Genomic DNA, 26,219 nt, shown 5'->3' with positions numbered 1-26,219 from the left:
AGACCTCCTTCAGAATGGTTATCTGAGAGGAGGTCTTTTGCTGGGTTTCACTTAGTTAATCACACGTCTAGCTGTTTTGTAGTGGTCGCTCCACCAGCCTGAAGTGATATCAGAAATGGTTACGCCAGGACTTCCGTACGTATGCATGATCTTGCCATTGCCTATATAAATACCTACATGATGAATAGGTGAATAGAAGAAGACAAGATCCCCAGGTTGAAGCTGATTTTTGGATACAAAGGTACCAACCTGCGATTGCTCTTTGGATGAACGCGGCAGCGTAATTCCGTTCTTCGCGAAAATAAATTGGGTAAAGGATGAGCAATCAAAGGACGTAGTCCGATCTTTCGTAGCCCCAAACTGATAGCGTACACCTAAATATTGTTTACCGGTCGAAATGATGGATTTTGCCTTGCCAGATGCCGCTGTTGAAGCTGATGTTGCTGCATCACTGCTTGCAGCATGTGCGGATTGCGGTATCGCGATTAGGTTAATTGAAGTAATTAAGGATACACTAAGTGTAATTCCTAATAGCGATTTTTTCAGGCGACTCTTCTTCATGATATTCATGATTGGATATCCTCCTTAAGGATCGTGTTTTAGGCTTCCACCTGAGATAACCTTAACATGCTTAGAGTCGCCTAATGATTACCAATCATGCTTGAAAGCTAGTCCTATTCTGGGTTGCGATCGGATTATTAGAAAACGATGAGAATTTTATCAGGTTCAGAACCTTGACTTTCGAAATTCGCAAATTTTTTTCGTTTCTAATCTTCCTCTCATACTCTTCTTACATTCCTATGGTACGATCAATACAAGGCAGGTGAGTATCAATGAATCAACATTCGATGATCATGTTAATTACGCATTATGGGTATGCCTCTATCGTTGTCTTGCTTTTTATAGGCATTGTCGGCATACCGCTCCCTATTGAGATTATCCTTTTAGGTGCTGGATATATCGCAGTGAAAGCAAATCTTCAGATGGAAGGCATCATTGGATTTGCTTGGCTTGGTGCTTGTGCCGGGATGACGCTTAATTATGTGCTTGGTCAGCGAATCGGCCTCCGAAGAATCAGCAAAGTGACCAAGTGGATCAAGCTGTCAGAGAAGCGATTGGACACTTGGGCGGAATATGTTCAAAAGCATGGAGCCATTCTTCTCTTAGTTGGCTTCTATGTCGCAGGACTGCGTCATGCAGCCCCGTTCATTGCAGGTGCAACCAAGATGCGTTTCGCTAAATTCATAGCGGTCTCTTACTTTGGCGCCTTGGCTTGGATTTTGGTTATTGTTCTTCTAGGTCAGAAGCTGGGGAAAGCTTGGCATCACTTATTTATCCATTTGCATCATCCATTAGGCTTGATCATTGTTGCCGGCGTACTCGCCCTTGGTTGGATAGCAGCTAAGCGATTGGTTCGGCAAAGACGCCTTACTTCATAGATAGAAAAACCTCGAAGCCCGATGATTCAATGGGTTTCGAGGTTTTTTTGTCGGATCTACCTAGAGGACTTGGAGGCATAAATCGTTTCTAATTTGCTAGCCGTGGCTCGCCAGCTGAATCTTCTCGTCACATCGATTCTGGCTTGTTTGGCCAATCTTTTGGCTTTGGTCGAATCGGTGGCGATCTGAATAATTTCTTTGGCAAAGGCCGCAGGGCTGCGGTAATTGGTTACTAAGAGTCCATTAGAGGCATGACGAATAATTTCTGGGATGCCTCCGTTTCGGGAAGCGACTGTAGGGAGCCCTGAAGCCATAGCCTCCACATTGACTAAGCCAAACGCTTCATGACCCTGAGACGGGCATACAAAGCAATCCCCGGACCGGTAGAATTGCGGCATTTGACGGCGTGAAATATTCCCCTTGAAGGTCACCGGAATTCGGAGCGAGGCGGCGAGTTGTTGCAGCTGTTTTTTGTAGCTGGGCTTCCCTGTCCCGCCGGCAATATGAAGTCTTGCGGAAGGAACGGTTTTCCTTATAATTTGAGTGGCTTTCATGAGCACTGGTATTCCTTTGCGAGGAATGAGCCTGCCTGCAAAAAGAATGATGAAGGGGTGGTGCTTGCTTCTGGTTCTTGCCTTACCAGGCCGGAATTGATTGAGTTCAACGCCAAGATGAACGTATCGAACCTTGTGACGAATGTTTGGAAACGTTCGTTTCAAATGATTTTGCAGAGAAAGGCTGTTTCCAACAATGTAATTGGCTCTGCTAAGATCACTCGCAGCTTGTTTCTTGGAAGTCATAGGCGCAGAGATGAAGGTGGTTGAATGTAAAAAAACGGAGATGGCCGTATGAGGGAAGGCTCTTCTGACGGCTGGTACGAATCTTGGACGATTATCGATTTGAATGATATCGTAATGATGGCCTTTGACCATTTTCAGCACATTAGATAGATAGATTTGTTTATTGCCGCCAGGTACGCGATGAATGGTGATATGACCTAGCTTGCTCTTCTTAGGAAAGTTTGTCCGCAGCTTGCTGATGATGGTTACTTTATGTTTGGAGGAAATCTTTCTGGCTATTTGATAAATACAATGTTCCACGGAGCCCCCATAAGGAGGAGGTACGGGAATTTGCTCAGGTGCTATAATGAGAATATGCATATTTTCAGTGCTCACCTCTTCGTTTCATATGGTGTTTCTATTTATCATATTCGAAGAAAACGATTGGACTTGGAGTAAAGTCTAGTCAGGAAATTATTATTTTCATCTGCTTCCATATTGCAGCCAGTTATAAAGTGGGATAAACTGAGTCAACAGATTCCGATTTATTTAGAAAGATTGAATAGAACGATTGAATAAGGAGCGATTTTCTTTTGAAGACTTTAATTATTGCGGAAAAACCTGATATGGGGCGAAATATAGCCGCCGCAATAGAACCCAAAGCCAAGAATCTCAGGTCCTATTTGGAAGGTGAGCAGTATATCATCACCTGGGCAATCGGACATTTAATTGAGCTGGCTGAGCCGGATAAATATGATGATAAATATAAAAAGTGGAATATCAACCATTTACCAATCATTCCGGAGGAATTCAAGCTGATTCCCAATCCGCGAACGTATGACCAGCTGAAAGTGATCGCTGAACTGGCCAAGCAATGCGATCAGCTTGTGAATGCCTGTGATGCCGGGCGGGAAGGGCAGCATATCTTTTCGCTCATCCAGCGGCATCTCAAGCTTACTCAGCCGGTCAAAAGGCTTTGGATATCGGATCTGACGTCAGAGACGATCCGCAATGGCTTCGCCACGTTGAAGGACGGCGCAGAGTACGAGAATTTAACGCGAGCTGCCCGCTCACGAAGTGAAGCCGATTGGCTGATCGGTATGAATGGATCGCGCGCCTTCACGACGAAGCATAATGTACTGCTGTCTGTTGGCCGTGTTCAGACACCTGTTCTTGCGCTCATCTATGATCGGCAGAAGCAGATCGAGGCGTTCTCATCGCTGAAATTCTATGAGCTTGAAGGGCATTTCACCCAGGGAGACACCCTCTACAAAGGGATGTGGCAAGGGGAGAGACTGACGGATCAGCCTAAGGTTGAGGCGCTTGCAGCGAAGGTCAAAGGCAAACCCGCACGTATTCAGTCCTACGAAGTTAAAGATACGAAGGAATATCCTTTCAAATTATACGATTTGACACTGCTGCAGCGGGAAGCGAATGGGAAATATGCTTTCTCCGCGAAGAAGACGCTCGACACAGCTCAAGCGCTCTATGAGAAACATAAGGTTATTTCCTATCCGAGAACGAATTCCAACTACGTGACGGAGCAAAATATTCCGGAGATGCACAAATCGCTGTCTGCGCTGCAGGGGACGGCCTACCACGAGCTTGTGCAAGGCGCCAACCGCAACCTGGTGCATAAGAACAATAAATTCATTTGCAATCCAACCAAGGTTGAGGATCACCATGCTATTCTTCCGACGAATCGCAAAGCATCCGGTTTAAGTCCTGATGAGCAGAAGTTGTATGATTTGATCGTACGGCGATTCTTATCGCAATTTTATCCTCCCGCTGAGTATAAGGTTCATACGGTGATGACGGAAGTTGAGCAAGAGATGTTTAAGACGACTGTAAAGGAATTGCTCGATCTAGGCTGGAAGGTCATATACGCTGATCAGAAAAAAGACAAGCCGAAGGCAACGAAAGGCAAAGACAAGGAAGAGGAAGAAGACGAAGAAGTGGAAGTAAGCGAGCCCTTCTCGTTAGATTCGCAAGGGAATGTCATTTGCCACGATGCGATTGTGAAGGAGAAAGATACGCAGCCGCCTAAGCATTTCAATGAAGGCACACTGCTCAAAGCGATGGAGAGCGCTGGCAAGCAGATTGAGGATGAAGAGCTTCGCGATGCGATGAAGGATTCCGGGCTTGGCACGCCGGCAACACGCGCGGCAACCATCGAGCGACTGAAGAAAGTCGGCTACATTGATATGCAAGGCAAGAAAATTCTCCTTACCCAGAAGGGGCGGACAGCTGTAGAGCTGATTCGCGGCGCGGGTATTGAGCTTCTGACTTCTCCGGAAATGACGGGGCAATGGGAACGCAGATTAAATGAAATCTCCCGCGGTACCGCGTCGGACGAGCAGTTCATGCTGAATGTCAAAAAGTTTGCAACTTTGATTGTCGATAAAGTTCGCGGGCAAGCAAGAGCCTTGAAGACTGCTTTCGAAGGCGAGACGCCTTCTGCCACTCCAGCGAAACGTGGAGCTGCGAGGTCGACTTCGACTTCGCCGGAGGGGACTGCCAAGAAAGCGGCAGCACGGAAAAAAGAGCCCTCTGCCAAACCGGCGGATGGCGCGAGTTCATTCCTTGCAGCTTGCCCGAGACCAGGCTGTGGCGGCTCTCTTTTTATGGGACGCAAAGGGTATGGCTGCTCGCACTACAAAGAAGGCTGTAAATTCGTCATCTGGAAGGAAAGCTTTGGACGAAATCTAACGGATGCACAAGTTCAGGCACTCGTGAATAAAGGGAAAACGACGAAGCTCAAGCTCGTGCTTGCGGATGGAACCGCGGCGGACGGTCGGATTGTATTGAAGAACATCGATACCGGAGAGCTCGGAACTGAGACGGAATGAGCGGAGGCGAACAAATGAATGATTTAACTAGCTTATCGAACGACTGGACTGCTATCGTAGGCGCTGAATTCGAGAAGCCATATTTCCAGGATTTGAAGCAATTTCTGATAGAGGAATACCAGACCCAAACTGTTTACCCTGAACTACCTGACATTTATAGTGCCTTGCACCTTACTTCCTATGCAGCGACCAAAGTCGTTATTTTGGGGCAAGATCCTTATCACGGAAGAGGCCAAGCCCATGGCCTCAGTTTTTCCGTTAAACCGGGAATAACTCCTCCCCCCTCTTTACAGAATATGTATAAAGAATTGCAGTCCGATCTTGGCTGTGAGATCCCGAATAACGGCTATCTGAAGAAATGGGCGGACCAAGGTGTCTTATTGCTGAATACGGTATTGACGGTGCGGGCCGAAATCGCGAATTCTCACAAAGGAAAAGGCTGGGAGACATTCACAGACACCATCATTCGTGCCTTGAGCGAACGGGAGCAGCCCGTTATTTTTATTCTTTGGGGGAGTCATGCGCAGGCCAAGGAACGTCTCATCGACACGACTAAGCATGCTATTATCAAATCCGTTCACCCTAGTCCGCTGTCATCGTATCGCGGATTTTTTGGCAGCAAACCTTATTCAAAAGCGAATGCCTATTTAAGAAAATGGAAAGTTGCAGAAATGGATTGGCAAATTCCAAATTTACCACCAAGGAGCGGGAACCATGAGTGACAAACAAGAATTTATATATGTCATCCGATTACAACCTGCTTATGTAGATCGCAGCACATGGACAGACAGAGAAAATACGATTGTCGAAGAACACTTTCAATATCTCTTGCAATTAAAAGAAGCGGGAGAGCTTATTTTGGCAGGACGTACAGAAACGTATGACGAAAAAACATTTGGCATCGTGATCCTCAGGGTGGATAATGAATTAGAAGCTAGACTGATTATGGAGCAAGACCCTGCTGTCTCCAGTCAGCTGATGATAAGCGAGTTGTATCCTTATCGTATTGCCGTGATGTGAAATACATATTAAAGGAGAGATTCAAATGAAATTTCAAGACTTTACGTATGAAAGACCTGATTTTAAGGCGTTTGAAGCCAAGTTTAAGGAGCTATTGGCACATTTCCGGCAATCTTCCTCCTTCAGGGAGCAAGATCAAGCCATGGAAGCTATCGTTCAGCTTCGCAGCGAGCTTGAATCGATGGAGTCAATAGCCAGAATTCGTCACAGTGTAGATACAACGGATGAATTTTATAAAGCGGAACAAGAGTTTCTGGATGAAATTGAGCCCCTGTATCAGGGGTTGATTACGGAATTCTATCAAGCGCTGATTCATTCCACCTATCGCAGCGAACTTGAGAATAAATGGGGCAAGCAGTTGTTTACAATCGCCTCTTTGGCATTGAAAACGTTCTCACCTGAAATAGTCGATGATCTTGTACAAGAGAATAAATTAGCTAGTGAATATTCCAAATTGCTAGCTTCGGCCAAGCTTGTTTTTGAAGGCGAAGAAAGAAATTTGTCGCAATTGATTCCTTTTCAGTTAGCGACAGACCGAAACGTACGCAAAGCAGCGAATGATGTGAAATATAGTTTTTTTATTGAAAATGAAGCTAAATTGGATGAATTGTACGATCAATTAGTGAAAATACGTACTGTCATTGCCAAGAAGCTGGGATATGCCAATTTTGTAGAGCTGGCCTATGCGCGATTGAACCGCTCAGATTACAATGCCAAAGATGTGGAAGCATTCCGTCATCAGGTGCTTGAACATATTGTGCCTGCAGCAACGAAGCTGAAGGAGCGTCAGAAAGCAAGAATTGGTGTTGAAACGCTCCATTATTATGATGACAAGTTTGGCTTTCCTACAGGAAATGCCACCCCCAAAGGTGATGCTGATTGGATTGTGCAGCAAGCAAAGCGCATGTACGCTGAGCTTTCACCTGAAACGAATGAGTTCTTTACTTTCATGATTGAGAATGGCTTGATGGACTTGGTGGCTAAGAAAGGGAAACGTGTCGGCGGCTATTGTTCGTACATCAGCAGCTACAAAGCTCCGTATATTTTCTCCAACTTTAACGGTACTTCCGGTGATATTGATGTACTGACGCATGAAGTCGGCCACGCATTTCAAGGCTTCAGCAGCCGCGAATTCCAAGTGCCGGAATATATTTTCCCAACGTTGGAAGCGTGCGAAATTCATTCGATGAGTATGGAGTTTCTTGCTTGGCCATGGATGTCCTTGTTCTTCGAAGACGAAACGGATAAATATAAATTTAAACATCTGAGCGAATCGCTTCTGTTCATCCCGTATGGCGTAGCTGTTGATGAATTCCAGCATCGCATTTATGAACAACCGGATCTGACTCCTGCAGAACGGAAGCAGGTTTGGCGTGAGGTTGAGCGCAAATATTTGCCGCACCGTGAATACGCGGATAATGATTATTTGGAAAGAGGCGGCTTCTGGCATCAGCAGCAGCACATCTTCAAAAGCCCTTTCTATTACATCGACTATACCTTGGCTCAAGTGTGCGCGTTTCAGTTCTGGAAAAGGGCAAATGAGAATTCGACATTAGCTTGGCAAGATTACCTACGTCTATGCCAGCAGGGGGGAAGTCGGAATTTCACGGAGCTAGTTGAAGTCGCTCAGTTGATTTCTCCTTTTAAAGACGGCTGCGTAGCGTCAGTCATTGGTCAAATTGAATCATGGCTTGATCAGATTGATGACAAAAGCCTTTAAATCATGGGCTTTGCATACGTGATCTTCAGTCCGCTGTCACAGGCTTTACCGGTTTCATAGGAGCGATTGCCAAGCATGTCATGGAGTAAACGGTAATGTTCGGAAGAGCCGCTTTGCAAAGCCTTTATGGCCGCTTGCAGCACACGCATCCCATCTTCGAGGGCAATATCCCATAAGTCCCAAATGCTGTAGGTGTACGTTTCCTCCTGAGAAGTAGGACAATGCCAAACCGTCCGGGCTTCGTTCAAATAATCGAGCGGAGCCGGATGCTTGGTGTAGACCAACGGGGATATTTGACCGAAGGTTAGAATGCGTTTAATACCTTTAGGATCGTGAAACAGACGCTGCGCTCGAATCATATCAAGGTAAGCATCGTTCCAATCTTGTTCTGATACAGTTGAGACATGGTCCTTATATTGGTTGGCAGCTGCTTGAGCGAGTGCGGGTACGACGCCAAGCGGGAGTGTCTCGCCTACATAAATTTCTTTCCACACAGGTGTTTTCCAAGTCTGCAAGCCCAATTTTTTGCGTACTATCAAGGTGTCCATAATAATTTCAAATCGTTGATGATCCCATTTTTTGAAGCCTGATTTATAAAAGACATAGGGATGCATGTTGCGGTCTAGAATATGGTGCGTCACGAATCCGAGCACATAGACGACAGCTGGATTATATAAGCCTCTTCCCTCCACAGCGCGGAGCAAATCTTCAATAAAAGGGCCGCACTGCTGCGTATGCATCAGACTCCCTAGCTCATTCATTTTTTTGTTCTTTTTCCAAGGTAAATAGTTATGATAGAACAGGAAATCAGGCCCCTGACATCCAAGTGAAAATAGGTTCCGCAATTGCTTATCATTCAGCATGGGTGCATGGCCCAGTTGTTTCATCAATTCTTGACCAAAAATAAGATGAGTCCAAATATTAGGCAAACCGAAATTCCTCCCTAAATAGAATGAGTTCATGGGATAGAGCCCTTACATTTTAACATATCAAGGAAACTTGAGGTCACATTTCATGAACTATTTCTAATCCAACTCTTACTAAGGCAGGAATAATCTGCAAATCGTCGAATTCAAACAGTCGGTGATGGAAACCATCCAATGCAATTTTAAGATGGGAGATATGGAATGAATATGGTCAATAATCCGCTGAATGTAATGCGCAGTGCAGATCCAGACAATATTCAGGGTCTGTTTTCGAGTACGGAACCTTCGTTTGCCTCAGTCTTTGAATTTAGTACGGTTGGAATGGCACTTGTTTCACTTCAAGGACGATGGATCAGGGTCAACCCCAGTCTATGTCAGCTGTCAGGCTATTCCGAGGATGAATTAGTATACAGGGATCTTAATGACCTATTTCTGCCTGAAGAAAATGTGAAAATGCGGGGAATCAGCGCTCAATTGCTAGCTGGGGAAATTCGTTCTGCTCAGTTCGACAAGCGAATGAAGCAGAAGGATAGTACGCTTCTGGATGTGGAATGCGGGATTTCGTTGGCAAGAGACGCTTATAACCAACCACTTTACTATATCATTCAACTCAAAGCACTGCCTACGAAATCGGAAATGGAACAAAAGCTTGCTGAAAGCGAACAACGCTATAAATCATTAATTGAACATAATCCGGCAGGGATTCTAACCTGTGACTTGGATGGTTGGATCAAAAGTGTGAATCCCGCCATGGAACGAATTCTGGGATATTTGGAATCAGAAATGCTTGGATTATCCATCAACCACTTCTGGGGCGAAGAGAGTCTGATTGAAAGCTCAACGGATAATCTAATCCTGCAAGCAGATAATTACATGCTTAAGGTTTCCCATAAGAATGGGGACAAAATAGAGTTAGGCTTGAAAAATGTGCCTATTATAGTGGACGGAACGTTCCAAGGCGTCTATCTCATAGCCAGGGATATCACCCAGCACAACCTGGATCGTGAATCGCTTAGAATTGCGCAGCAGGATCTGCATGATACGGTCCGCAGACAACAAGGGATGACGATGAAATTCAGATATATGCGCGGGAACTTCATCCATACGTTATGTGATGGCGAACTTCTTTATCGGCTGGGCTATAAGCCGTCGCAAATTATTGGCAATGATTTGTTTCAAATTTGGCCTTATGCAATGGCTGCGAATATTGAAAGATATTATAGCATGGCATGGAACGGCGATGAAAATGTGCTTTATGAAACGACTTTTCGCGGGATTACTTATCTAACTTCCTTAAGGCCCATATTTGAACAAGGGCGCGTCATTGAAGTGATCGGTTCATGTGTAGATATCACAGAACGCAAACGGATGGAGACAGAGCTTAGGGAGACCAAGGAGCTTCTGGAATCATTCATTAATAATACAACAGATGCGATTTGTGTCCTTGATTTGCATTCCTGCGTAATTTCCGTAAATGCGGCCTATGAGCATATTTTTGGCTGGAACCAAGATGAGCTGCTGAGTCAAACCTTGCCGATTTATCCAGAGTTTCTGGAGGAACAGCGCAAAGAAATTTATGAGATGCTGAAAGCCGGCAAGCAAATTTCCGGACTGGAAACGGTGCGTTTGCGCAAGGATGGTCAGCTCGTCCATGTCAGTGTGACCAAAACGCCAAGGAAAAATGAAAAGGGCGAGATCATCGGCTTCGCTGGAATTACGCGTGATATCACGGAGCGGAAACGCACGGAGGAATTGCTGCGAAAGTCAGATAAGCTTTCCGTTGCCGGCCAATTAGCCGCAGGTCTTGCTCATGAAATTCGCAATCCGCTTACTTCCCTGCGCGGCTTTCTGCAGCTTCTGCAGAACGATATGAAGGGAAAACAGCATTATTTTGACATTATGCTCTCCGAGTTGGATCGGATCAATTTCATTGTTAGTGAATTTCTCGTCATTGCTAAACCGGAAGCGATTCATTATAAAAAGAGTGACTTGAAAGAGATTTTACAAACGGTGATAGCCTTATTGGATACGCAAGCCGTGCTTTGCGATGTGGAGTTGGTCTTGGAGTTTGAGTCAGAGATTCCGGAATTGATTTGCTCTGAGATGCACTTGAAGCAATTATTTATTAATCTGGTCAAAAATGCGATGGAAGCTATTCCGAAAGATGGGCAGATTAAATTGACGGTTTCGATCCAGGAAAGTGATCTGATCCGAATCCGAACTGTGGATAACGGCTGTGGTATTCCGGAGGAGAGGCTTAAACAGTTAGGGGAACCCTTCTATACAACGAAGGAAAAAGGGACAGGGCTTGGGTTAATGATGTGTTTCAAAATCGTCGAAGCCCATAAAGGAACGATGACGATTCAGAGTCAATTGGGGGAAGGCACGATTATTGATGTGTTTTTGCCACTCCAACCCGATGATCAAGATAGAATTGATATGTCTTAAGGTGAAAATGTAAAAAAAACCGCCTGACCTGAGAACAGGAAAGGCGGTTTCTTTATGTTAAAAATTAATGCTGAACTCATTTGATTCTCTGGAATACCATTGTGTGATTTGAGGATCTTGTTCATTATGAATTCGTACTGCATCAGGTGTATATTTGACGATAATCCCCGAATTTACCTGATAATAAACGCCTAATGGATCTAACGACCAAACATAGACTGGTGTTTTGGAGAGAGCTGCAATGAAAATCTCTATATCTGTATCCAGTAGTTTAGTTCCGTAAATCATCTTCACACCTCTGTCTAATTTTTTTGATGAAGTTGCGCATATAAGTAGTGACAGCATGAACGCAGAAATAATCACAAATGATCTTGGATTTTTTTGAGGTGTTTCTGTTTTAGACATGGACAGCGCCTTACTGGAATACAAGCGCTATAAGAGGCGGGGCATTCCTGGTCGCCAGTGCAAAGTTCACATTGCCAGACAGGGAGCGGGACAGGTAAAAAAAGTGGGTTCCCACCGCATAAAATTCCTTGTATAATAGGGAAGCTTTGCAAGAATTGACTGTTGGTAAATTATGAGTGGGCAGAAGGAGAAAGGGGTCAATGGCTGTGATTGTGGTTGGAGGAATGATCGGTCTTGGTAAAACATCAGTATCCACGTTGCTGGGACAAGAGCTGAATTCAAATGTATTTTATGAGAGTGTTGATGATAATCCGATATTACCGTTATTTTATACGTCATCTCCGGAAGAGATTGAGAAGAAACGATATCCGTTTCTCCTGCAATTGCACTTTCTGAATACAAGATTTAAGGCGATTAAACAGGCATTGGTACATAATCGCAATGTACTTGATCGCAGCATCTATGAAGATTGGTACTTTGCGAAAGTAAATCGCGAGCTGGGCCGTATTTCTCAGCTTGAATTTGATGTCTATGAAGGATTAGCTGACAATATGATGGCTGAACTGGCTGAGCTTCCTAAGAAGGCGCCTGATCTCATGGTATATCTCAAAGCGTCCTTTGAAACGGTTTTGCATCGTATTGGGTTGCGCGGCCGCAGTTTTGAACAAGATGAATCCTTAGTCGAATATTATCGGCAGTTGTGGTCGGGCTATGATGACTGGGTCATGAACCATTATCACGCCTCAGAAGTGCTGATTGTCGATATGGATCGTGTGGATGTTGTGAATCGTGAGGAAGACGCTGCTGCGCTAGTTGATCAAGTGCGTGCTAAACTTTCAGAATTATCGATCATGTAATCAGGAGACCCCCTCAATGATGAGGGGGTCTTTCGTATTATATAGTAGCTAAATAAGTAAGCAGGATGCGTCGTAATTTGTTGAAAATAAGCTTATCTCGTTTATTTTTAATGCTGTAACAGACATTTTCTGTCGAATTAAAAAGTTTTTTTATTCTTTTTTGAAATGCCTGTTTGAAAGATCGAGCTTGCGGGTATATAGTCCTGAGAACTTACAATTATTTAGCGAATCGAATCTGATATTGTCGGGAATACATAAGTGTGATACAATTTGTATCGAACCAGAATTCATTGAAGGTTAAGGTGATGAATTTGTTATTTATCGTATGTTATCAAGGAAAGCCGATGTCCAAACCGATGCCTCAATTGGCAGCAACAGAGAAAATGGCAAAGCTTAGCCGTTTTTTTTCGAATCTTGAATTAGTTGAAGTTCAGCAACAATTGGTTGCCACCTAATCTCTCCAACAACTATGTGCAGGTATGCATCTTAACTCCTTAGAGCTTTATTTAAGGAGTTTTTGTCTTCTTATGAATATGGTACAGTAGATGGAAATGGCTGAAAGTGGGAAACTGACATGAACAGTACTGCACCTGCTTCAAAAAAGGCTCTCATTCTGGGGGCTGGCATTGGTGGTCTAATGACCGCGCTTTTCTTGCAGGAACAAGGCTGGGACATCGTGATCTATGAAAAAAAGCAAGAGCTCTCCGAATTCGGGGCAGGACTTGTCCTTGCCGCGAATGCGCTTCATGTATTGGATAAACTCGGATTAGCGGAGAAAGTAAAGCAGGCGGGAGCTAGAGTGGGGAAAGCGGACATTCGCAGCTGGCAGGGAAAAGCCATTACGGCGGTACCCGTAGATCAGCAAGCTGCGTTGTATGGGACCTACAGTTATCTCATACATAGAGCCAAGCTCCAGGGCATCTTAGTCGAGCATCTGAATGAGCGTGCGACGCTGCATATGAATAAAAGGCTGATTGCTCTGGAGCAGGCTGAGCAAAGCGTCGCGGTTCGATTCGAGGATGGAACGGAAGACACGGGGCATATCCTTATCGGGGCAGATGGCATTCATTCACAAGCTGCGAGTATGCTGTTTGGTCGAAGCGAGCTGCGATATTCGGGTTTTAAGGCTTTGCGTGGGATCACACCGTATAAGGATCAGTGTTATTTGACTGAGATCGGTGGGGGATTTGAAGCATGGGGGAAAGGGAAACGCTTCGGCTTCTCGCAAATCGGTGAGAATCAGGTCTTTTGGTTCGCTGCGATCAATGCAGCGCAAGGCGCGGAGATTGTTCATAAGAAAGAGTTTGTTCTTAAGCAGCTTGAAGGCTGGCATGATCCTATTGAGGATGTCATCCGGGCAACAGAGGAGAATTCTATTCTGGTACATGATATTTATGATCGCAAACCGCTTGCTCGGTGGAGTATAGGAAGAGTCACGCTGCTTGGGGATGCCGCACACCCGATGCTGCCGAATTTGGGACAAGGCGGCGCACAAGCAATGGAAGATGCTTATGTACTAACCGATAGACTTGCGGATGTGGATGTAAATTCGAGTGATGCGATCCGTGCTGCTTTTACCGAGTATGAGAAGATTCGGATGCCGCGCGTCTACCAAGTGGTAAGGCATTCCAGAAGAATGGCTCGCCTCGTACAGATGAGCAACCCTCTGGGGATGGTGCTTCGTAATCAACTGCTGAGCCGATTGCCTGCAAAGCTGCAAATCAAACAACTGGATGGGCTGCTGGGGCATCGTGTGTAAGTCCAAGAAAGGCTGATCTAGCTATGACGGATTTTTACTTGAAAAATATTTTTGGAATTATGAAAAATCCATAGAATAGATGGATAACTCCGAATATAATGAAAGAGTAAACTTTGAGAAAAAGAGGTGCTGTCCATGGATTCAACGGATATTCAAAGTAATAAGGGTATGGCTATCGTAGGGTACATCTTGTTTTTCATCCCACTTATTTTAGCCAAAGATTCTAAATTTGCATGGTACCATGCAAACCAAGGCCTCACATTGCTGGTAGTGGCTGTTGTTCTCAATGTGGTTTTGAGTATTATTCCGTTTATTGGTTTTCTCTTGCTGCCGCTGGTTAACTTGGCGATTTTTATTTTTGCCATTCTTGGTATCGTTGCTGCCGCACAAGGTCAGGTCAAACCCCTGCCGATCATCGGCAATTACACGCTTTTGAAATAAGTTTGACGTACATATAATAGGGCTTTGCGATAAGGCAAGTTTAGTGTTCAAGCGTCGATTGCTTATGGAGTTCATACTTTACAGCATGACGTGGGATTGTTGGGTTTCTAGCTCGGTTCACCTGTTTGGGAAAACCTGCGAAAGTGCAGGAATTTTTGGGTGATTTCGGTTGAAAAGTGGAAATACCTGCAAATGTGCAGGTATCTTCATCTTTTAGGGCCTCTAATGCAGAAAAATCCTCAAAAGCATGCACAATTGCAGGGATTTACTGATTGGGACTACTCCAAGAGTAAAAAGGATGCACAATTGCAGGAATTTTATGATTGAGGCCATTCCAGGTGGTGCTAGAGCAGATCTGCAACAAGGCAATGAGGAAAGTGTTAGAACAAATCAGGGCTGTCTTCAAGTAGTTTATCTACTTGTGAGACAGCTCTTTGTGTTTCCTGGCAATTAAAGATCTGCCGCGATCTCTGCCAGGCGTTGATTGACACTGTTTCTATATACGCCGCCATGATAACAAATCACGGTTTCAATATCATAAGCGGTAAGCTTCTTCACAGACTGCAAGGCTTGTTCATAGTTAACGCAGTATTCCGGCACGGGTCCCAGAAGTTGACCGCCTGTTATGACCAACGCATCGGCTGCGATTAATGTTTTGCTGGGGGGATGATAAAGACTGATATGGCCGGGGGTATGTCCTGGCGTTGCAATGACTGTAAGGCCGCCCGCATAAGGCAGCTTTTGACCGTCTGCGAGAAGCCCGTTGACTTCGCCTTTGGGAGGATTCTCCAGCGTTGAGCGAAAAGCTTTGCGCCACTCTGGGGAAATATCCGCTGGCAAACTTGCGACGGCTTTGTCGATGGTTTCCGGTGTGATTTTAATCAATAATTGGTCACCTTGAATATAAGGCTTTTCTAATTCATGGGCTAGTACATTCAGCTTCTGAGGGGATTCTTGCATAATAGTCGGCAAGCTGCCGATATGATCAATGTCTTGGTGGGTAATAATAATCGTGTGCAGGTCTTGCACAGCTGCATGATGTTGATCCATCGCTTTGCAAATGAGTGGGAAGACACCTGGATAACCAGTATCCACTAAAACGGCGCCATTCTGATCGAGTAAAAGTGTGGGATGGATAACGTCTATACCGCCCATCATAGGAACAGATAGTTCAAGCATGAAAAGACCAGCAGCAATTTGCATCAGGAAACCCTCCATGGAAAATTGATTAGAAAGAATATGGCTATCTTATCTAAAAGGAGGTTATTCGTCAATAAAATATTTAATTATAACACAGATTTAAATAAAAGTCAAGTGAATATTATTTTAGCGATTGCAGACTTAGTTTTGTCTAAAATTTGAGCAACGTGTGAATAAAATATGAACAAAATTCTTTTTTTGTGGTATACTATATTTATTAAGCACTTACATTTGAGTTTGGAGTGATAAATATGGCGAATAAAGCTATTTCAATCAGTAGTATTGAGCACAGTGAGCGCGATGTGATGCCATTAGTGAAGATGATGACGATTGCGGCATGGGCTTTACTAGGTATAGGATTAGTTTTGAGCTTGCTCAATATAAATCATTTTAGTGACCGCAATGCATCATTAATGGTTGGGGTTGGCTTCATGGTCGGCAGTGTGCATATTTATGTGATTCGGACAGCGATTCATCTGGTTCATTCACGTGCTGCTTCGAAGTCTGAATGAGTTTCTGGCAATTAAAAAGTTGAATAAAGCCTTTCAAGTGAGTAACTTGAAGGGCTTTTTGGTTTTCATACATTTTCACAATAGTCAACAAACGTTCTGTGACATTTGTTTTACAGTAAAACGTCGATCCTTTGACGTATTTGTTAAGTCATGTGTATGGATGTGTACTTTTAAGCGCAATTTGATATCTTGTTAATAGAACGATATCATGCAAGTTAAATAAAAAATGAGAAATGAGCATTTTGCAGATTTGCGGACAGGGAGGTTAGCAGAGTGAAGAAAAGAAAACTCGTACAAGCTTGGATGCCCGTCATGATGATTGCCATGATAGTGCTTCTGGCAGGCTGCGGTACTCAACCAATGGTATTGGACCCCAAAGGTCCTGTAGGTGCCGAACAAAGAGATTTAATTATGATTTCAACCGTGTTATGCGCGATTATCCTCGTGCCGGTGCTTGCTCTTACGGCTTGGATTGTTTGGCGGTATCGGGATAAAGAGGGCAATAGAGCCTCTTATAAACCAAATTGGGCGCACAGTACAACATTAGAAGTTGTATGGTGGGCAATTCCCATCATCATTATCGCGACGCTCGCTGTTGTAACCATACGTTACACGCATGCGCTTGAACCTTCTAAGCCATTGAAATCAGATAAAACACCCATAACGGTTCAGGTGACATCACTGGATTGGAAATGGTTGTTCACGTATCCGGAGCAAGGCATCGCAACCGTTAACTATTTGCAAATACCGGAGGACACGCCAATTAAGTTCGAACTGACCTCGGATGCGCCGATGAACTCTTTCTGGGTTCCGCAGCTTGGCGGCCAAATCTATACGATGTCCGGCATGGCTATGACGCTTTACTTGCAAGCGGATGAGATTGGTCATTATTTCGGCACAGGGGCAAATTTCAGTGGCGAACACTTCGCGGATATGACCTTTGACGTGAATGCAACCTCCAAGCAGGATTTTGATGCATTCGTAGCCAAAACGAAAAAAGTGCCAAATAAGCTTACAATGGAAAGCTACGAAGCATTAGCAAAGCCAGGTAAGTCAGGCGTTCAATATTTCTCAGCTATTCCTGATGGGCTGTTCGAGAAAATTGTTACGAAATATACGAATGGCCAATCCATTCACAGTGGTCATGGCGCAGCAGCTGAAACTGCGAAAGAAACGCCAAAATCCTCGGGTTCAGAGAAGAATGGAAAGATGGATCATCAAATGGACCACAGTCAAATGAAAACGACGAAGTGATCGACTGAAGCTTCAAGGAAAGGAAGTCATGCTCATGTTGGATACAATCAAACAGTTCGCATCGGAATTTTTCGTAACGGGCGATCCACTCATCTTAGGCGCTCAAGTCAGTATTGGGCTGTCAATGGTCGCTATGGTATTCGTGCTGACCTATTTCAGAAAATGGGTCTGGCTCTGGCGTGAATGGTTAACAAGCGTCGATCATAAACGGATTGGTATTATGTATATCATCTGTTCGATTATGATGCTGTTCCGCGGCGGCGTGGATGCGCTTCTCATGCGTCTGCAGTTGGCTATGCCGAATAGTGAATTTCTGCAAGCAGATCACTATAATCAAATTTTCACAACACATGGCGTAATTATGATTTTGTTCATGGCGATGCCATTGATGTTTGGTTTGTTTAATATCGTTGTTCCTCTGCAAATTGGAGCCAGAGACGTCGCTTATCCGTTTCTGAATTCACTAAGCTTCTGGATGTTCTTCTGGGGAGCGATGCTGTTCAACGTATCGTTCGTTATCGGTGGATCACCGGATGCAGGATGGCTGAGCTATCCGCCGCTTTCGGAGATGTCGCATAGTCCTGGTGTGGGAGAAAACTTCTATATTTGGGGTATTCAAATTTCAGGTATCGGTAGTTTAGCAACAGGGATTAACTTTATTGTAACGATTCTGAAAATGCGTGCACCTGGCATGAAATTGATGAAAATGCCAATGTTCACATGGTCCGTATTTTCCAGTTGTATCATGATTATCTTTGCTTTCCCGATCTTAACAGTGACACTTGCGCTGTTGTTCCTGGATCGCTTCCTTGGCGCGCACTTCTTCACCTTGGATGGTGGAGGAAATCCGATGATGTACATCAACTTGATTTGGATGTGGGGGCACCCCGAGGTTTACATTGTCGTCGTTCCTGCTTTCGGGATTTTCTCGGAAGTGGTGTCGACCTTCTCCAAAAAGAAGCTGTTTGGTTACAAATCCATGGTGTTCGCCATGTTGATTATTAGTTTACTGTCCTTCTTCACCTGGGCGCATCACTTCTTCACCATGGGATCCGGCGCGAACGTCAATGCCTTTTTCGCCATCAGTACGATGCTGATTGCTATCCCGACCGGAGCCAAAGTGTTCAACTGGCTCTTCACGATGTACCGCGGTAAAATTCGATTCACCACGCCAATGATGTGGACAGTCGCTTTCATTCCGTGTTTCGTCATTGGGGGGATGACCGGGGTGTTGCTTTCCGTTGCACCTGCAGACTTCCAGTTCCATAACAGCTACTTCTTAATTGCGCATTTCCACCAAGTGTTGATCGGTGGGGTAGCGTTCGGTTACTTCGCAGGCCTGTACTACTGGTGGCCAAAAATGTTCGGCTTCAAGCTTAACGAGCACTTAGGCAAATGGGCTTTCTGGCTGTGGAACATTGGCTTCTACGTGTGCTTCATGCCGCAATATTTCTTGGGCTTGGATGGTATGACGCGTCGTACCTACACGTACAGCTTCGATATGGGCTGGGGACCGCTCAATCTGGTATCCACCGTAGGTGGTTTCCTGATGGGGATCGGGTTCATCTTCCAAGTGTGGCAAATCGCCCACTCGATTAAATTCAGAGAGCCGGATGTTTCCGGAGATCCATGGGATGGCCGGACACTGGAATGGTCCATTCCTTCGCCGGCACCGATTTATAACTTTGCTGTGCTGCCGCAAGTTAGCGAAACAGATGCTTGGTGGGAAGAGAAGGAGCGATCAGCAGCCTCCGGCAAGCCGTCGGCACCGATTGTGTATGAACCGATTCATATGCCTAAGAATTCAGCTATTCCATTCCTTATTTCGGCCTTATGGTTTTTTGCCGGATTCGGGTTTGTGTGGGACTGGATGTGGCTTACAATTCCGGCTTTAATCGGTGTTGGGATCTGTATGATTGCACGTTCGTTCTCGTATGATACGGATTATTATATTCCGGCTGATGAAGTGAAACGTACAGAAGCCGCGTTGAAAGGAGCGAAAGTCTAATGGCACATGCAGCCGCGCAAGGTGGGCAGCACGCCCATGAACACGACCATGAGCATGATCACGAATCGCTCAAAACGTTCGGTTTTTGGATATTTCTAATAACGGACTGTATTCTTTTCGGATCGTTGTTTGCGACCTATATGGTTCTGCATCAGAACACGAATGGTGGACCAACACCGGAAGAACTATTTAAGATGCCAGGGATTATCGCCGAGACCTTCATTTTGCTTACCAGCAGCTTCACAAGCGGTCTAGCTGTCCTTGGCATGAACAAAGGGAACATGAAGCAATTGCTTGGCTGGTTAGCTGTTACCGTGCTGCTAGGGGCGTCATTCGTTGGTTTAGAGCTGAATGAGTTTATTAGCATGGTTAATCATGAAGGAGCAACGATCAGCACGAGCGCTTTCTTATCTGCCTTTTTCGCTTTGGTAGGAACGCATGGTTTGCACGTTTCGGTTGGTTTGATCTGGATGGTAGGACTCATGATCCAGTTGAAGCGTAGAGGAATTACAGCAGTAACGAAGCGTAAAGTCGCTGTTATTTCCTTGTACTGGCATTTTCTTGATGTGGTTTGGATTTTCGTATTTACAATCGTTTATTTGATGGGGGTGATGTAAGATGAGTCAACCGCATACAGATTCCCATCAGAATCATGACGCTCATGGTTCGTTGAAATCTTATATCATCGGCTTCGCCTTATCGATTATCCTGACCATCATCCCGTTGGTCGTGGTGATGAACCACATGCTGAACAGAACCGGTACGTTGATTCTGATTCTCCTTATGGCCATTCTGCAATTCGGCGTACAACTCCTGTTCTTCATGCATGTGAAGGAAGGCGAGAACGCGAAGTGGAACATCATGGCGCTGATCTTTGGTTTAGTTATCCTAATAACAATTGTCGCTGGTTCCATCTGGATTATGACTTACAACCAAGTTGCGCATTAAGTGTGATTTAGGTTAATAAAAAGACGCCTTCACCTTGCATAGGTGAGGGCGTCTTTGTTCATCCGTTCATTTTTAAAGAATCGGCATTCTATTTTGCTCTTTGGCTTCTTGTTTTTCTTGTTGAACGGCTTTTTCCCCGAATTGATCCAAGCGAGAAGGGCTGCTGGCAGGTCCGGTGTTCTTCGGTTTGTTGTTTCTTCCACTCATGGTTGATCACCTCCGTGTCTCAGCTTTTGCTAAACGCAGACCAATCATTCAGGGGAAGAACAAAAGGGTTGTCTTTCCAAAATCAATATGATACATTATGTATCAGAGATACCAAATGTATCAACAGCAAGATTGGACAAGCAATTACATAGAACGGAGAGGAGCCGAATGATTCGCCGAAACCAACGTTTTCGCAACCATCTGGATGACAATCTGATTCATTTGCACAAGAATTTCTTTGTAAGCCCTTCCGATCCTCAATACTATGAGAAAGTTATCCGGTATTTGGATGCCAACTCGCCAGAAGCTCATTTCAAAATTGGACAGAAATTCCAGCTAAAAGGCAATGTGAAGCGAGCAGTTTTTCATTACAAAGAAGTGCTAAGAACGTATCCTTCGCCGTTTTATTCCGCTGCTAATCGAGCCATTCAACATTTAGACCAACAACAAGCTGCGCATGCCGCGAGCCTGCAGCTAGCATTTCCAGGGAAGAATAAGCCGTTGCTGCCGCCTTTTATGAAGACGCTGCTGCTCGTTCTGCTCGTCCTTAATTTGATGCTAGTGCTGCTGTTCGTGGGAGATAGTCCGATTTACAAAACGATCTCCAAAATGAAGGTATGGGGAGTAGGGAGCGATATTACCTATGAGACGGTTGATCTTCCTTTCGTCATGTACTTGGCACCCGATACCAAGAATGAAGAGATTGAAAATGCCCTGCACAAGCAGGCACTAGTCTTAGCAGATGAAATGCCTAATCGCAGCATTCTCATTTATGGCGTTGTTTCCTTGGATAATACCAATAAAGGGAAAACCATGCTTCTCACCAATGACGCGTTAACGAAAAATGCGATTGTCGTCGCTCAGTATTATCCAGCATCAGATAACTCTGTACGAATTCGATTCCTTAATTCCGAGTATGACAAGCACCAACCGCTTAGTGCGATTGGTGCTAATTTAGTTCGTACGGCTCTGGAAGGTTACAAGAAGGATCACGGCGAGGCTCCAGCAAGCCTGGAATCGCTTCTGCAGGATTATCCAAACAACTACCTCAGCTTTATTCCAATTGAGGCTGAAACAGGCTCTAATGAGGTCTCAGCAGCTTATAACGGTCAAGGTGGATGGGTCTATGATGGCAAAGCAGCGGAACCGGAGCAGATGTTTTACGCAAACGCAGCAGGCGTTGGCCGTATTCCTTATGACCCCGTCCACATTGAAATTAATAAAGCTGAGCATCACTTGAAGCTGGTGAGTGGCGACTACATACTCTGGGATAAGGAAATCGGGCTGGGAGCCAACGGAGGGACACCGCAGGGGGAGTTCGTCGTGCAAGACCGCGTTCAGCAGCCCAAGGGCAGCCATGCGCTCAGTTATGGTGACGCGGGCTTGGGGCTTGGGAGCATAGCTCTTCATGGCACCTATGATGAGAGCTCGATCGGTACCGATAAATCGCTGGGCTGTGTGCGGCTCTCCAATGAGGACGTGCAGCAATTGTTTCCATTTGTCCCCAAAGGGACCGAAGTCCAGATTGAAGCTGCGAAGTGGAAGTCGGCTGCCGGTGTACCGGTCAAGCACACCGAAACGCTTATTCCAGCGAAGCTGCCTGTTCTTGACCAATCGCCGGAAAAGGTGATTTTTCATTGGCTGGGTTAAGTATTATGATCATTAATGAGGCTAATGTTCCTCGTATTTCATAGAAAAAAGCAGCTGAAGCTCTCCGGTGAACCGGTGCCTCAACTGCTTTTTTATCGTTAACTACATTAAGTTTTCAGGGTTAAGCTTCTCAAGCTCTGGAATCACAAAGCGTCCATCTTTACGAATCAGCACATCATCAAAGTAAATTTCGCCGCCACCGTATTCTGGACGTTGGATCAATACCATATCCCAGTGAACGGAGGAACGATTGGTGTTATCGGCGGTTTCATAGGCTTGCCCTGGCGTAAAGTGGATGCTGCCGTCAATCTTCTCATCAAATAGAATATCCTTCATAGGATGTTGGATATAGGGATTTACGCCAATGGCGAACTCACCGATATAGCGCGCGCCTTCATCCGTATCCAAAATGTCATTCAATTTCTTCGTATCATTGCTGGTAGCTTCAACAATGCGTCCATTCTCAAAACGGAGCACAATGTTCTCAAACGAAGTACCGGAGTAAATCGTAGGCGTATTGTAGCTGATTACGCCATTCACGGAGTCTTTCACAGGAGCGGAATAGACTTCGCCATCCGGAATGTTTCTCAGGCCTGAGCAAGGGACAGAACCAATATTTTTGATGGAGAAGCTGAGATCTGTTCCTTTGGAAACAAGCCGTACACGGTCTGTGCGATTCATGAGATCAACAAGCGATTCCATAGCGACAGCCATTTTGCTGTAATCCAGATTGCACACATTGAAGTAGAAGTTTTCGAATTCCTCTGTGCTTTTGCCTGCCAGCTGAGCCATGGAAGGGTTCGGATAACGCATGACGCACCACTTCGTATTGTTAATCCGCTCGTCGAAGAGAGGACGCTGGAAATGCTTGAGATAAAGTTTCATTTGATCTTCAGGGACATCGGATGACTCAGTAATGTTGTCCCCGCTGCGCACAGCCACATAAGCGTCCATTTGCTTCATACGTGCAAGCTCAAAGTCAGACCACTCGCTGAATTGTTCTTGAGTGCCTTTCATTTGCAAGCTTCTGGTTATCATAGGATCGCGAAGCTCGATGAACGGCTTGCCGCCTACAGCATATACTTCTTCAATCAAGCATTTGGCAAGCTCAGGATCTTTGACGCCAATCATTTCAATCAATATGTTTTCGCCGGGTTGAAGGCTTACTGAGTAGCGAATAATGTTGCGGGCAAAAGTTTGCAGTCGTGGATCTCTCATTCGTTAGGTCTCCCTTAATTTAAAATTAATACTTAGAAATTATATCGCACTAGAAGCGCTAAAGCCAATGTGAGCAATCATTTCTTAGGCTTGTCAGGGTATGCTACAATAGATAGCTAGCCAATTTAGTTAATCATACGCAGCAAGAGGACACAACCAGAGGAGGACATTATGGCAAGAGATCAGATTAAAGTCCCATTCGGGTACGTAGAGCCGCCACAAACACGCAAGGGGACTGTTTTTGTGTTCGAGACATTTGAGGACTGGACAGAAGCAGATATGCAAGCTTTTACCTTGTGGGCTGAAGAACGCAAGTTTGTAAGGGCCATTTTTTATCCGCAGCACGAAGAGACACTTCGAAGAATGGATATTCCCAGCAAGGAACCCTACTACGCTCGCGTGAAACATCTCGAAAGCCTTCTAAGGCATGCCGATACCACGATTCAATTGGATTTGGATACGTGGGAGGGAAAACGCAAGAAATACACACCCATGGATACTTCCCTGCATTTTTTGACAGACAAAACGCCAGGACCTCATTTCTTGTGCATCAGTGACCGTTACGCGAATCAATTCATCACCTATCCTTCTTTTAAAGAATGGATTAAGAGGCTTAGGCTTTTCATCATTAATCAATTCCACGTTCCTCTAAATGCGAAGCTGCACGATTATGCGGATCGATGGGAAACTGTGGATTTAGGTCATGAATCTTAATCTATCCAATTCGAACTATAAGTTAATCATATTAATTATGGTGATTGTCGTTGCAGGAATGAGTCAAGGCATGCTGCTGCCGCTGCTAACGATACTATTAGATCGATCAGGTGTTTCCGCGGATGCCAATGGGTTGAACGCGGCGGCACTTTATATCGGCATTTTCTCTACTATGTTTTTCATTGAGAAACCGGTTAGGCGCTTTGGCTATAAGCCAGTCATCATGGTGGGGATGGGGATGATCATCCTGGCTACATGCCTGTTCCCGCTATGGCAGCAGACGGCCGTTTGGTTTGTTCTGCGGCTGCTCGTTGGTGTGGGGGACAGCGCCCTGCATTATGCGACTCAATTATGGATCGTAACCTCCAGTCCCAAAGAACATAGAGGACGGAATATCTCGCTATACGGGATGGCCTATGGCCTGGGATTTAGTTTGGGACCGTTCGGCATCACCTTGCTGAAAATCGGCATTTGGTTCCCTTTTTTGATTACGAGCGGCTTCTTTGTCATCGTACTGCTGCTCGTCCAGAAGTTGACGAATGAACGTCCTGAGCGAGGAGAGCGCGTAGAAGCTATACATAAGAGAGCTTCTAAAGTGTTTAGATTAGCCTGGTTCCCGCTGCTGACATCCTTGCTGTTCGGGTATATGGAAGCCTCGATGAACAGTAATTTTCCGCTTTATGGCTTGCGTGTGGGTCTCCATGAATCGAATATTGGTGTCCTGCTGCCGATCATTGGCGTAGGCAGTCTGATCATGCAGCTGCCGTTAGGCATTTGGAGCGACCGCATTGGCAGGCGATCTATTCTTATTGTGACGGGGTTTATTGGCGCTTTAGCGTTTGCATGCATTTCTTTTGCTGGCGCGAATCCATGGTGGATTGGACTTTTGTTTGGTGTTGCCGGGGGGATGGTAGGTTCCTTCTTTTCATTAGGCTTAGCGTATGCAGCAGATATTTTGCCTAGGCATTTGCTGCCGACAGCGAACGTTATTGCCTCCATTCAATATAGCTTCGGAAGCATAGCGGGTCCGCTGATCGGAGGATTTGCAATTGGCTACTTGCATGTAGCCAGCATGTTTTATTTTATAAGCTTCATCTATTTGTTGTTTGCTTTGTCTGGACTTATTTTTAAACGTAAAGCCGCATGAAAAAAGACACTCAAGCCTTCGTAAAGGTTCGAGTGTCTTTTTTATTTGTGCGTTAGCCGATCTCATAGCTGGCAGCCTGATCCGTCATATACCGTTCTGTTAAAATGGTCAGCATGGAGATTCCGATTTGGTTTTCTCCGCCTTCCGGGATAATAATATCGGCATATTTCTTGGAGGGCTCAATGAAAGCATCGTGCATCGGCTTCACGGTTGTCAAATATTGATCAAAGACAGATTGCAGCGAGCGGCCGCGTTCATTGATATCTCTGGACAATCGGCGAAGAATGCGCACATCCGGATCTGTATCGACGAACACTTTGATGTTCAAGGCACCGCGCAGCTCCTCATCCGTCAGAACATGAATTCCTTCTAGCAGCACAATTGGCTTCACATCAATGCGAATCGTTTCCTGAGAACGGGCATGCTGCGAGAAGTCGTACACAGGTATATCGACAGGATTGCCATTTTTTAATTCATTTAAATGTTTAAGCAGCAGATCATTTTCAAATGCACGGGGATGATCATAATTAATGCGTTCCCGTTCTTCATATGTAAGACCGCTATGATGAAGATAATAATTATCCTGTGAAATTAATGTCACTTTCGTGGAACCCAGCTTGTTAATAATCGATCTGGCTACTGTTGTTTTTCCTGATCCGGTACCACCGGCAATTCCGATAACGAGCATGAAATGTAGTGCCTCCCCAAATAACTTGAA

26 protein-coding genes are annotated in these 26,219 nt (G+C 45.1%); 18 read left to right on the top strand and 8 right to left on the bottom strand.

Annotated elements, in window-relative coordinates; all coding sequences use genetic code 11:
* Positions 1 to 51 precede the first annotated feature (51 nt).
* Positions 52 to 570: a C40 family peptidase gene (locus HQN90_RS00250; RefSeq protein ID WP_420851017.1), complete on the bottom strand. Its 519-nt coding sequence runs from the start codon at positions 568 to 570 to the stop codon at positions 52 to 54.
* Between the two features lie 263 nt (positions 571 to 833).
* Here HQN90_RS00250 and HQN90_RS00245 point away from each other — a divergent pair, with 263 nt between their 5' ends.
* A complete protein-coding gene (locus HQN90_RS00245) occupies positions 834 to 1,439 on the top strand; it encodes a DedA family protein (protein WP_173215367.1) in 606 nt (201 codons plus the stop codon).
* A gap of 56 nt (positions 1,440 to 1,495) precedes the next feature.
* On the opposite strand, the gene HQN90_RS00240 is transcribed toward HQN90_RS00245, so the two are convergent.
* Positions 1,496 to 2,599 (bottom strand): glycosyltransferase family 4 protein, encoded by a 1,104-nt coding sequence (locus tag HQN90_RS00240; protein ID WP_173215365.1) that lies wholly within the window; start codon positions 2,597 to 2,599, stop codon positions 1,496 to 1,498.
* 212 nt (positions 2,600 to 2,811) lie between these two features.
* On the opposite strand from HQN90_RS00240, the gene HQN90_RS00235 reads away from it, so the two are divergent.
* From HQN90_RS00235 to HQN90_RS00220, 4 genes are read left to right on the top strand one after another with little or no spacing between them, the layout of a single operon-like run.
* Entirely contained in the window at positions 2,812 to 5,067 is a 2,256-nt protein-coding gene (locus HQN90_RS00235) for a type IA DNA topoisomerase (protein WP_173215363.1), read from the top strand.
* Positions 5,068 to 5,081: 14 nt separating this feature from the next.
* Complete coding sequence (locus tag HQN90_RS00230; protein ID WP_173215360.1) at positions 5,082 to 5,789, top strand: uracil-DNA glycosylase; 708 nt, start codon at positions 5,082 to 5,084, stop codon at positions 5,787 to 5,789.
* Entirely contained in the window at positions 5,782 to 6,087 is a 306-nt protein-coding gene (locus HQN90_RS00225) for a YciI family protein (RefSeq protein WP_079412780.1), read from the top strand. The genes HQN90_RS00230 and HQN90_RS00225 overlap by 8 nt, the downstream gene beginning before the upstream one ends.
* 25 nt (positions 6,088 to 6,112) lie before the next feature.
* Positions 6,113 to 7,807, top strand: coding sequence for a M3 family oligoendopeptidase (locus tag HQN90_RS00220; protein WP_173215358.1), 1,695 nt, complete (start codon positions 6,113 to 6,115; stop codon positions 7,805 to 7,807).
* Here HQN90_RS00220 and HQN90_RS00215 read toward each other — a convergent pair.
* Positions 7,804 to 8,736, bottom strand: a complete 933-nt coding sequence (locus HQN90_RS00215; RefSeq protein WP_173215356.1) for a zinc dependent phospholipase C family protein — start codon at positions 8,734 to 8,736, stop codon at positions 7,804 to 7,806. The two genes, HQN90_RS00220 and HQN90_RS00215, sit on opposite strands and share 4 nt — an antisense overlap.
* A 198-nt stretch (positions 8,737 to 8,934) precedes the next feature.
* Between HQN90_RS00215 and HQN90_RS00210 the strand changes: the two genes are divergently transcribed.
* Entirely contained in the window at positions 8,935 to 11,181 is a 2,247-nt protein-coding gene (locus HQN90_RS00210; RefSeq protein ID WP_173215354.1) for a PAS domain S-box protein, read from the top strand.
* Between the two features lie 57 nt (positions 11,182 to 11,238).
* Here HQN90_RS00210 and HQN90_RS00205 read toward each other — a convergent pair whose 3' ends face one another.
* Positions 11,239 to 11,586: a hypothetical protein gene (locus tag HQN90_RS00205; RefSeq protein ID WP_246361962.1), complete on the bottom strand. Its 348-nt coding sequence runs from the start codon at positions 11,584 to 11,586 to the stop codon at positions 11,239 to 11,241.
* Positions 11,587 to 11,786: 200 nt separating this feature from the next.
* Here HQN90_RS00205 and HQN90_RS00200 point away from each other — a divergent pair, with 200 nt between their 5' ends.
* From HQN90_RS00200 to HQN90_RS00185, 4 genes are all read left to right on the top strand, one after another.
* Positions 11,787 to 12,443, top strand: a complete 657-nt coding sequence (locus tag HQN90_RS00200; protein ID WP_173215352.1) for a deoxynucleoside kinase — start codon at positions 11,787 to 11,789, stop codon at positions 12,441 to 12,443.
* Between the two features lie 305 nt (positions 12,444 to 12,748).
* A complete protein-coding gene (locus HQN90_RS00195; protein WP_158082077.1) occupies positions 12,749 to 12,898 on the top strand; it encodes a hypothetical protein in 150 nt (49 codons plus the stop codon).
* Between the two features lie 119 nt (positions 12,899 to 13,017).
* Complete coding sequence (locus HQN90_RS00190; protein WP_173215350.1) at positions 13,018 to 14,202, top strand: FAD-dependent monooxygenase; 1,185 nt, start codon at positions 13,018 to 13,020, stop codon at positions 14,200 to 14,202.
* A 135-nt stretch (positions 14,203 to 14,337) separates the two neighbouring features.
* Positions 14,338 to 14,643 (top strand): magnetosome magnetite crystal formation protein family, encoded by a 306-nt coding sequence (locus HQN90_RS00185; protein ID WP_173215348.1) that lies wholly within the window; start codon positions 14,338 to 14,340, stop codon positions 14,641 to 14,643.
* A gap of 450 nt (positions 14,644 to 15,093) precedes the next feature.
* Here the strand turns inward: HQN90_RS00185 and HQN90_RS00180 are convergent, their stop codons facing one another.
* Entirely contained in the window at positions 15,094 to 15,846 is a 753-nt protein-coding gene (locus HQN90_RS00180) for an MBL fold metallo-hydrolase (protein WP_173215346.1), read from the bottom strand.
* 248 nt (positions 15,847 to 16,094) lie between these two features.
* Between HQN90_RS00180 and HQN90_RS00175 the strand changes: the two genes are divergently transcribed.
* The 5 genes from HQN90_RS00175 to cyoD all read left to right on the top strand — a co-directional run bounded on the left by HQN90_RS00175 (position 16,095) and on the right by cyoD (position 20,565).
* A complete protein-coding gene (locus HQN90_RS00175) occupies positions 16,095 to 16,355 on the top strand; it encodes a hypothetical protein (RefSeq protein WP_173215344.1) in 261 nt (86 codons plus the stop codon).
* A 273-nt stretch (positions 16,356 to 16,628) separates the two neighbouring features.
* Entirely contained in the window at positions 16,629 to 17,609 is a 981-nt protein-coding gene (cyoA, locus tag HQN90_RS00170; RefSeq protein WP_420851016.1) for a ubiquinol oxidase subunit II, read from the top strand.
* A 34-nt stretch (positions 17,610 to 17,643) separates the two neighbouring features.
* Positions 17,644 to 19,617 carry a cbb3-type cytochrome c oxidase subunit I gene (locus tag HQN90_RS00165; RefSeq protein WP_173215342.1) on the top strand — a complete coding sequence of 658 codons (1,974 nt, stop codon included), beginning with the start codon at positions 17,644 to 17,646 and terminating at the stop codon, positions 19,615 to 19,617.
* Complete coding sequence (gene cyoC, locus HQN90_RS00160; RefSeq protein ID WP_173215340.1) at positions 19,617 to 20,234, top strand: cytochrome o ubiquinol oxidase subunit III; 618 nt, start codon at positions 19,617 to 19,619, stop codon at positions 20,232 to 20,234. The genes HQN90_RS00165 and cyoC overlap by 1 nt, the downstream gene beginning before the upstream one ends.
* Before the next feature lies 1 nt (position 20,235).
* The gene (gene cyoD, locus HQN90_RS00155; RefSeq protein ID WP_173215338.1) at positions 20,236 to 20,565 is read left to right on the top strand and encodes a cytochrome o ubiquinol oxidase subunit IV; all 330 of its coding nucleotides are present in this window, start codon (positions 20,236 to 20,238) and stop codon (positions 20,563 to 20,565) included.
* A 72-nt stretch (positions 20,566 to 20,637) separates the two neighbouring features.
* Here cyoD and HQN90_RS39220 read toward each other — a convergent pair whose 3' ends face one another.
* A complete protein-coding gene (locus HQN90_RS39220; RefSeq protein ID WP_275942517.1) occupies positions 20,638 to 20,772 on the bottom strand; it encodes a hypothetical protein in 135 nt (44 codons plus the stop codon).
* A gap of 168 nt (positions 20,773 to 20,940) precedes the next feature.
* On the opposite strand from HQN90_RS39220, the gene HQN90_RS00150 reads away from it, so the two are divergent.
* Positions 20,941 to 22,422 (top strand): L,D-transpeptidase, encoded by a 1,482-nt coding sequence (locus HQN90_RS00150; RefSeq protein WP_173215336.1) that lies wholly within the window; start codon positions 20,941 to 20,943, stop codon positions 22,420 to 22,422.
* Between the two features lie 102 nt (positions 22,423 to 22,524).
* On the opposite strand, the gene HQN90_RS00145 is transcribed toward HQN90_RS00150, so the two are convergent.
* Positions 22,525 to 23,640, bottom strand: a complete 1,116-nt coding sequence (locus HQN90_RS00145) for an aminopeptidase (RefSeq protein WP_173215334.1) — start codon at positions 23,638 to 23,640, stop codon at positions 22,525 to 22,527.
* 171 nt (positions 23,641 to 23,811) lie between these two features.
* On the opposite strand from HQN90_RS00145, the gene HQN90_RS00140 reads away from it, so the two are divergent.
* On the top strand, positions 23,812 to 24,354 hold the full coding sequence (locus HQN90_RS00140; RefSeq protein WP_173215332.1) for a hypothetical protein: 543 nt from the start codon (positions 23,812 to 23,814) through the stop codon (positions 24,352 to 24,354).
* Positions 24,344 to 25,501 carry an MFS transporter gene (locus tag HQN90_RS00135; RefSeq protein WP_173215330.1) on the top strand — a complete coding sequence of 386 codons (1,158 nt, stop codon included), beginning with the start codon at positions 24,344 to 24,346 and terminating at the stop codon, positions 25,499 to 25,501. The genes HQN90_RS00140 and HQN90_RS00135 overlap by 11 nt, the downstream gene beginning before the upstream one ends.
* A 52-nt stretch (positions 25,502 to 25,553) precedes the next feature.
* On the opposite strand, the gene udk is transcribed toward HQN90_RS00135, so the two are convergent.
* Positions 25,554 to 26,189 (bottom strand): uridine kinase, encoded by a 636-nt coding sequence (udk, locus tag HQN90_RS00130; RefSeq protein ID WP_173215328.1) that lies wholly within the window; start codon positions 26,187 to 26,189, stop codon positions 25,554 to 25,556.
* Positions 26,190 to 26,219 lie beyond the last annotated feature (30 nt).

Origin of the sequence: Paenibacillus alba (assembly GCF_013204855.1) — a bacterium.
In the GTDB taxonomy this organism is placed as follows: Bacteria; Bacillota; Bacilli; order Paenibacillales; family NBRC-103111; genus Paenibacillus_E; species Paenibacillus_E alba.
The sequence above is the reverse complement of the archived record's forward strand: the minus strand, read 5'-3'. Positions and strand labels throughout refer to the sequence as shown.

Bases quoted from the DNA above. Each gene is read 5' to 3' on its own strand.
- HQN90_RS00185 (WP_173215348.1), top strand. From the start codon at position 14,338: ATGGATTCAACGGATATTCAAAGTAATAAGGGTATGGCTATCGTAGGG.
- HQN90_RS00140 (WP_173215332.1), top strand. From the start codon at position 23,812: ATGGCAAGAGATCAGATTAAAGTCCCATTCGGGTACGTAGAGCCGCCA.
- udk (WP_173215328.1), bottom strand. From the start codon at position 26,189: ATGCTCGTTATCGGAATTGCCGGTGGTACCGGATCAGGAAAAACAACA.
- HQN90_RS00230 (WP_173215360.1), top strand. From the start codon at position 5,082: ATGAATGATTTAACTAGCTTATCGAACGACTGGACTGCTATCGTAGGC.
- HQN90_RS00250 (WP_420851017.1), bottom strand. From the start codon at position 570: ATGAATATCATGAAGAAGAGTCGCCTGAAAAAATCGCTATTAGGAATT.
- HQN90_RS00195 (WP_158082077.1), top strand. From the start codon at position 12,749: ATGAATTTGTTATTTATCGTATGTTATCAAGGAAAGCCGATGTCCAAA.
- HQN90_RS00225 (WP_079412780.1), top strand. From the start codon at position 5,782: ATGAGTGACAAACAAGAATTTATATATGTCATCCGATTACAACCTGCT.
- HQN90_RS00150 (WP_173215336.1), top strand. From the start codon at position 20,941: ATGATTCGCCGAAACCAACGTTTTCGCAACCATCTGGATGACAATCTG.
- HQN90_RS00135 (WP_173215330.1), top strand. From the start codon at position 24,344: ATGAATCTTAATCTATCCAATTCGAACTATAAGTTAATCATATTAATT.
- HQN90_RS00200 (WP_173215352.1), top strand. From the start codon at position 11,787: ATGGCTGTGATTGTGGTTGGAGGAATGATCGGTCTTGGTAAAACATCA.
- HQN90_RS00175 (WP_173215344.1), top strand. From the start codon at position 16,095: ATGGCGAATAAAGCTATTTCAATCAGTAGTATTGAGCACAGTGAGCGC.
- HQN90_RS00210 (WP_173215354.1), top strand. From the start codon at position 8,935: ATGAATATGGTCAATAATCCGCTGAATGTAATGCGCAGTGCAGATCCA.
- HQN90_RS00220 (WP_173215358.1), top strand. From the start codon at position 6,113: ATGAAATTTCAAGACTTTACGTATGAAAGACCTGATTTTAAGGCGTTT.
- HQN90_RS00245 (WP_173215367.1), top strand. From the start codon at position 834: ATGAATCAACATTCGATGATCATGTTAATTACGCATTATGGGTATGCC.
- HQN90_RS00240 (WP_173215365.1), bottom strand. From the start codon at position 2,599: ATGCATATTCTCATTATAGCACCTGAGCAAATTCCCGTACCTCCTCCT.
- HQN90_RS39220 (WP_275942517.1), bottom strand. From the start codon at position 20,772: ATGAGTGGAAGAAACAACAAACCGAAGAACACCGGACCTGCCAGCAGC.
- HQN90_RS00165 (WP_173215342.1), top strand. From the start codon at position 17,644: ATGTTGGATACAATCAAACAGTTCGCATCGGAATTTTTCGTAACGGGC.
- cyoD (WP_173215338.1), top strand. From the start codon at position 20,236: ATGAGTCAACCGCATACAGATTCCCATCAGAATCATGACGCTCATGGT.
- HQN90_RS00205 (WP_246361962.1), bottom strand. From the start codon at position 11,586: ATGTCTAAAACAGAAACACCTCAAAAAAATCCAAGATCATTTGTGATT.
- HQN90_RS00190 (WP_173215350.1), top strand. From the start codon at position 13,018: ATGAACAGTACTGCACCTGCTTCAAAAAAGGCTCTCATTCTGGGGGCT.
- HQN90_RS00180 (WP_173215346.1), bottom strand. From the start codon at position 15,846: ATGCAAATTGCTGCTGGTCTTTTCATGCTTGAACTATCTGTTCCTATG.
- HQN90_RS00145 (WP_173215334.1), bottom strand. From the start codon at position 23,640: ATGAGAGATCCACGACTGCAAACTTTTGCCCGCAACATTATTCGCTAC.
- cyoC (WP_173215340.1), top strand. From the start codon at position 19,617: ATGGCACATGCAGCCGCGCAAGGTGGGCAGCACGCCCATGAACACGAC.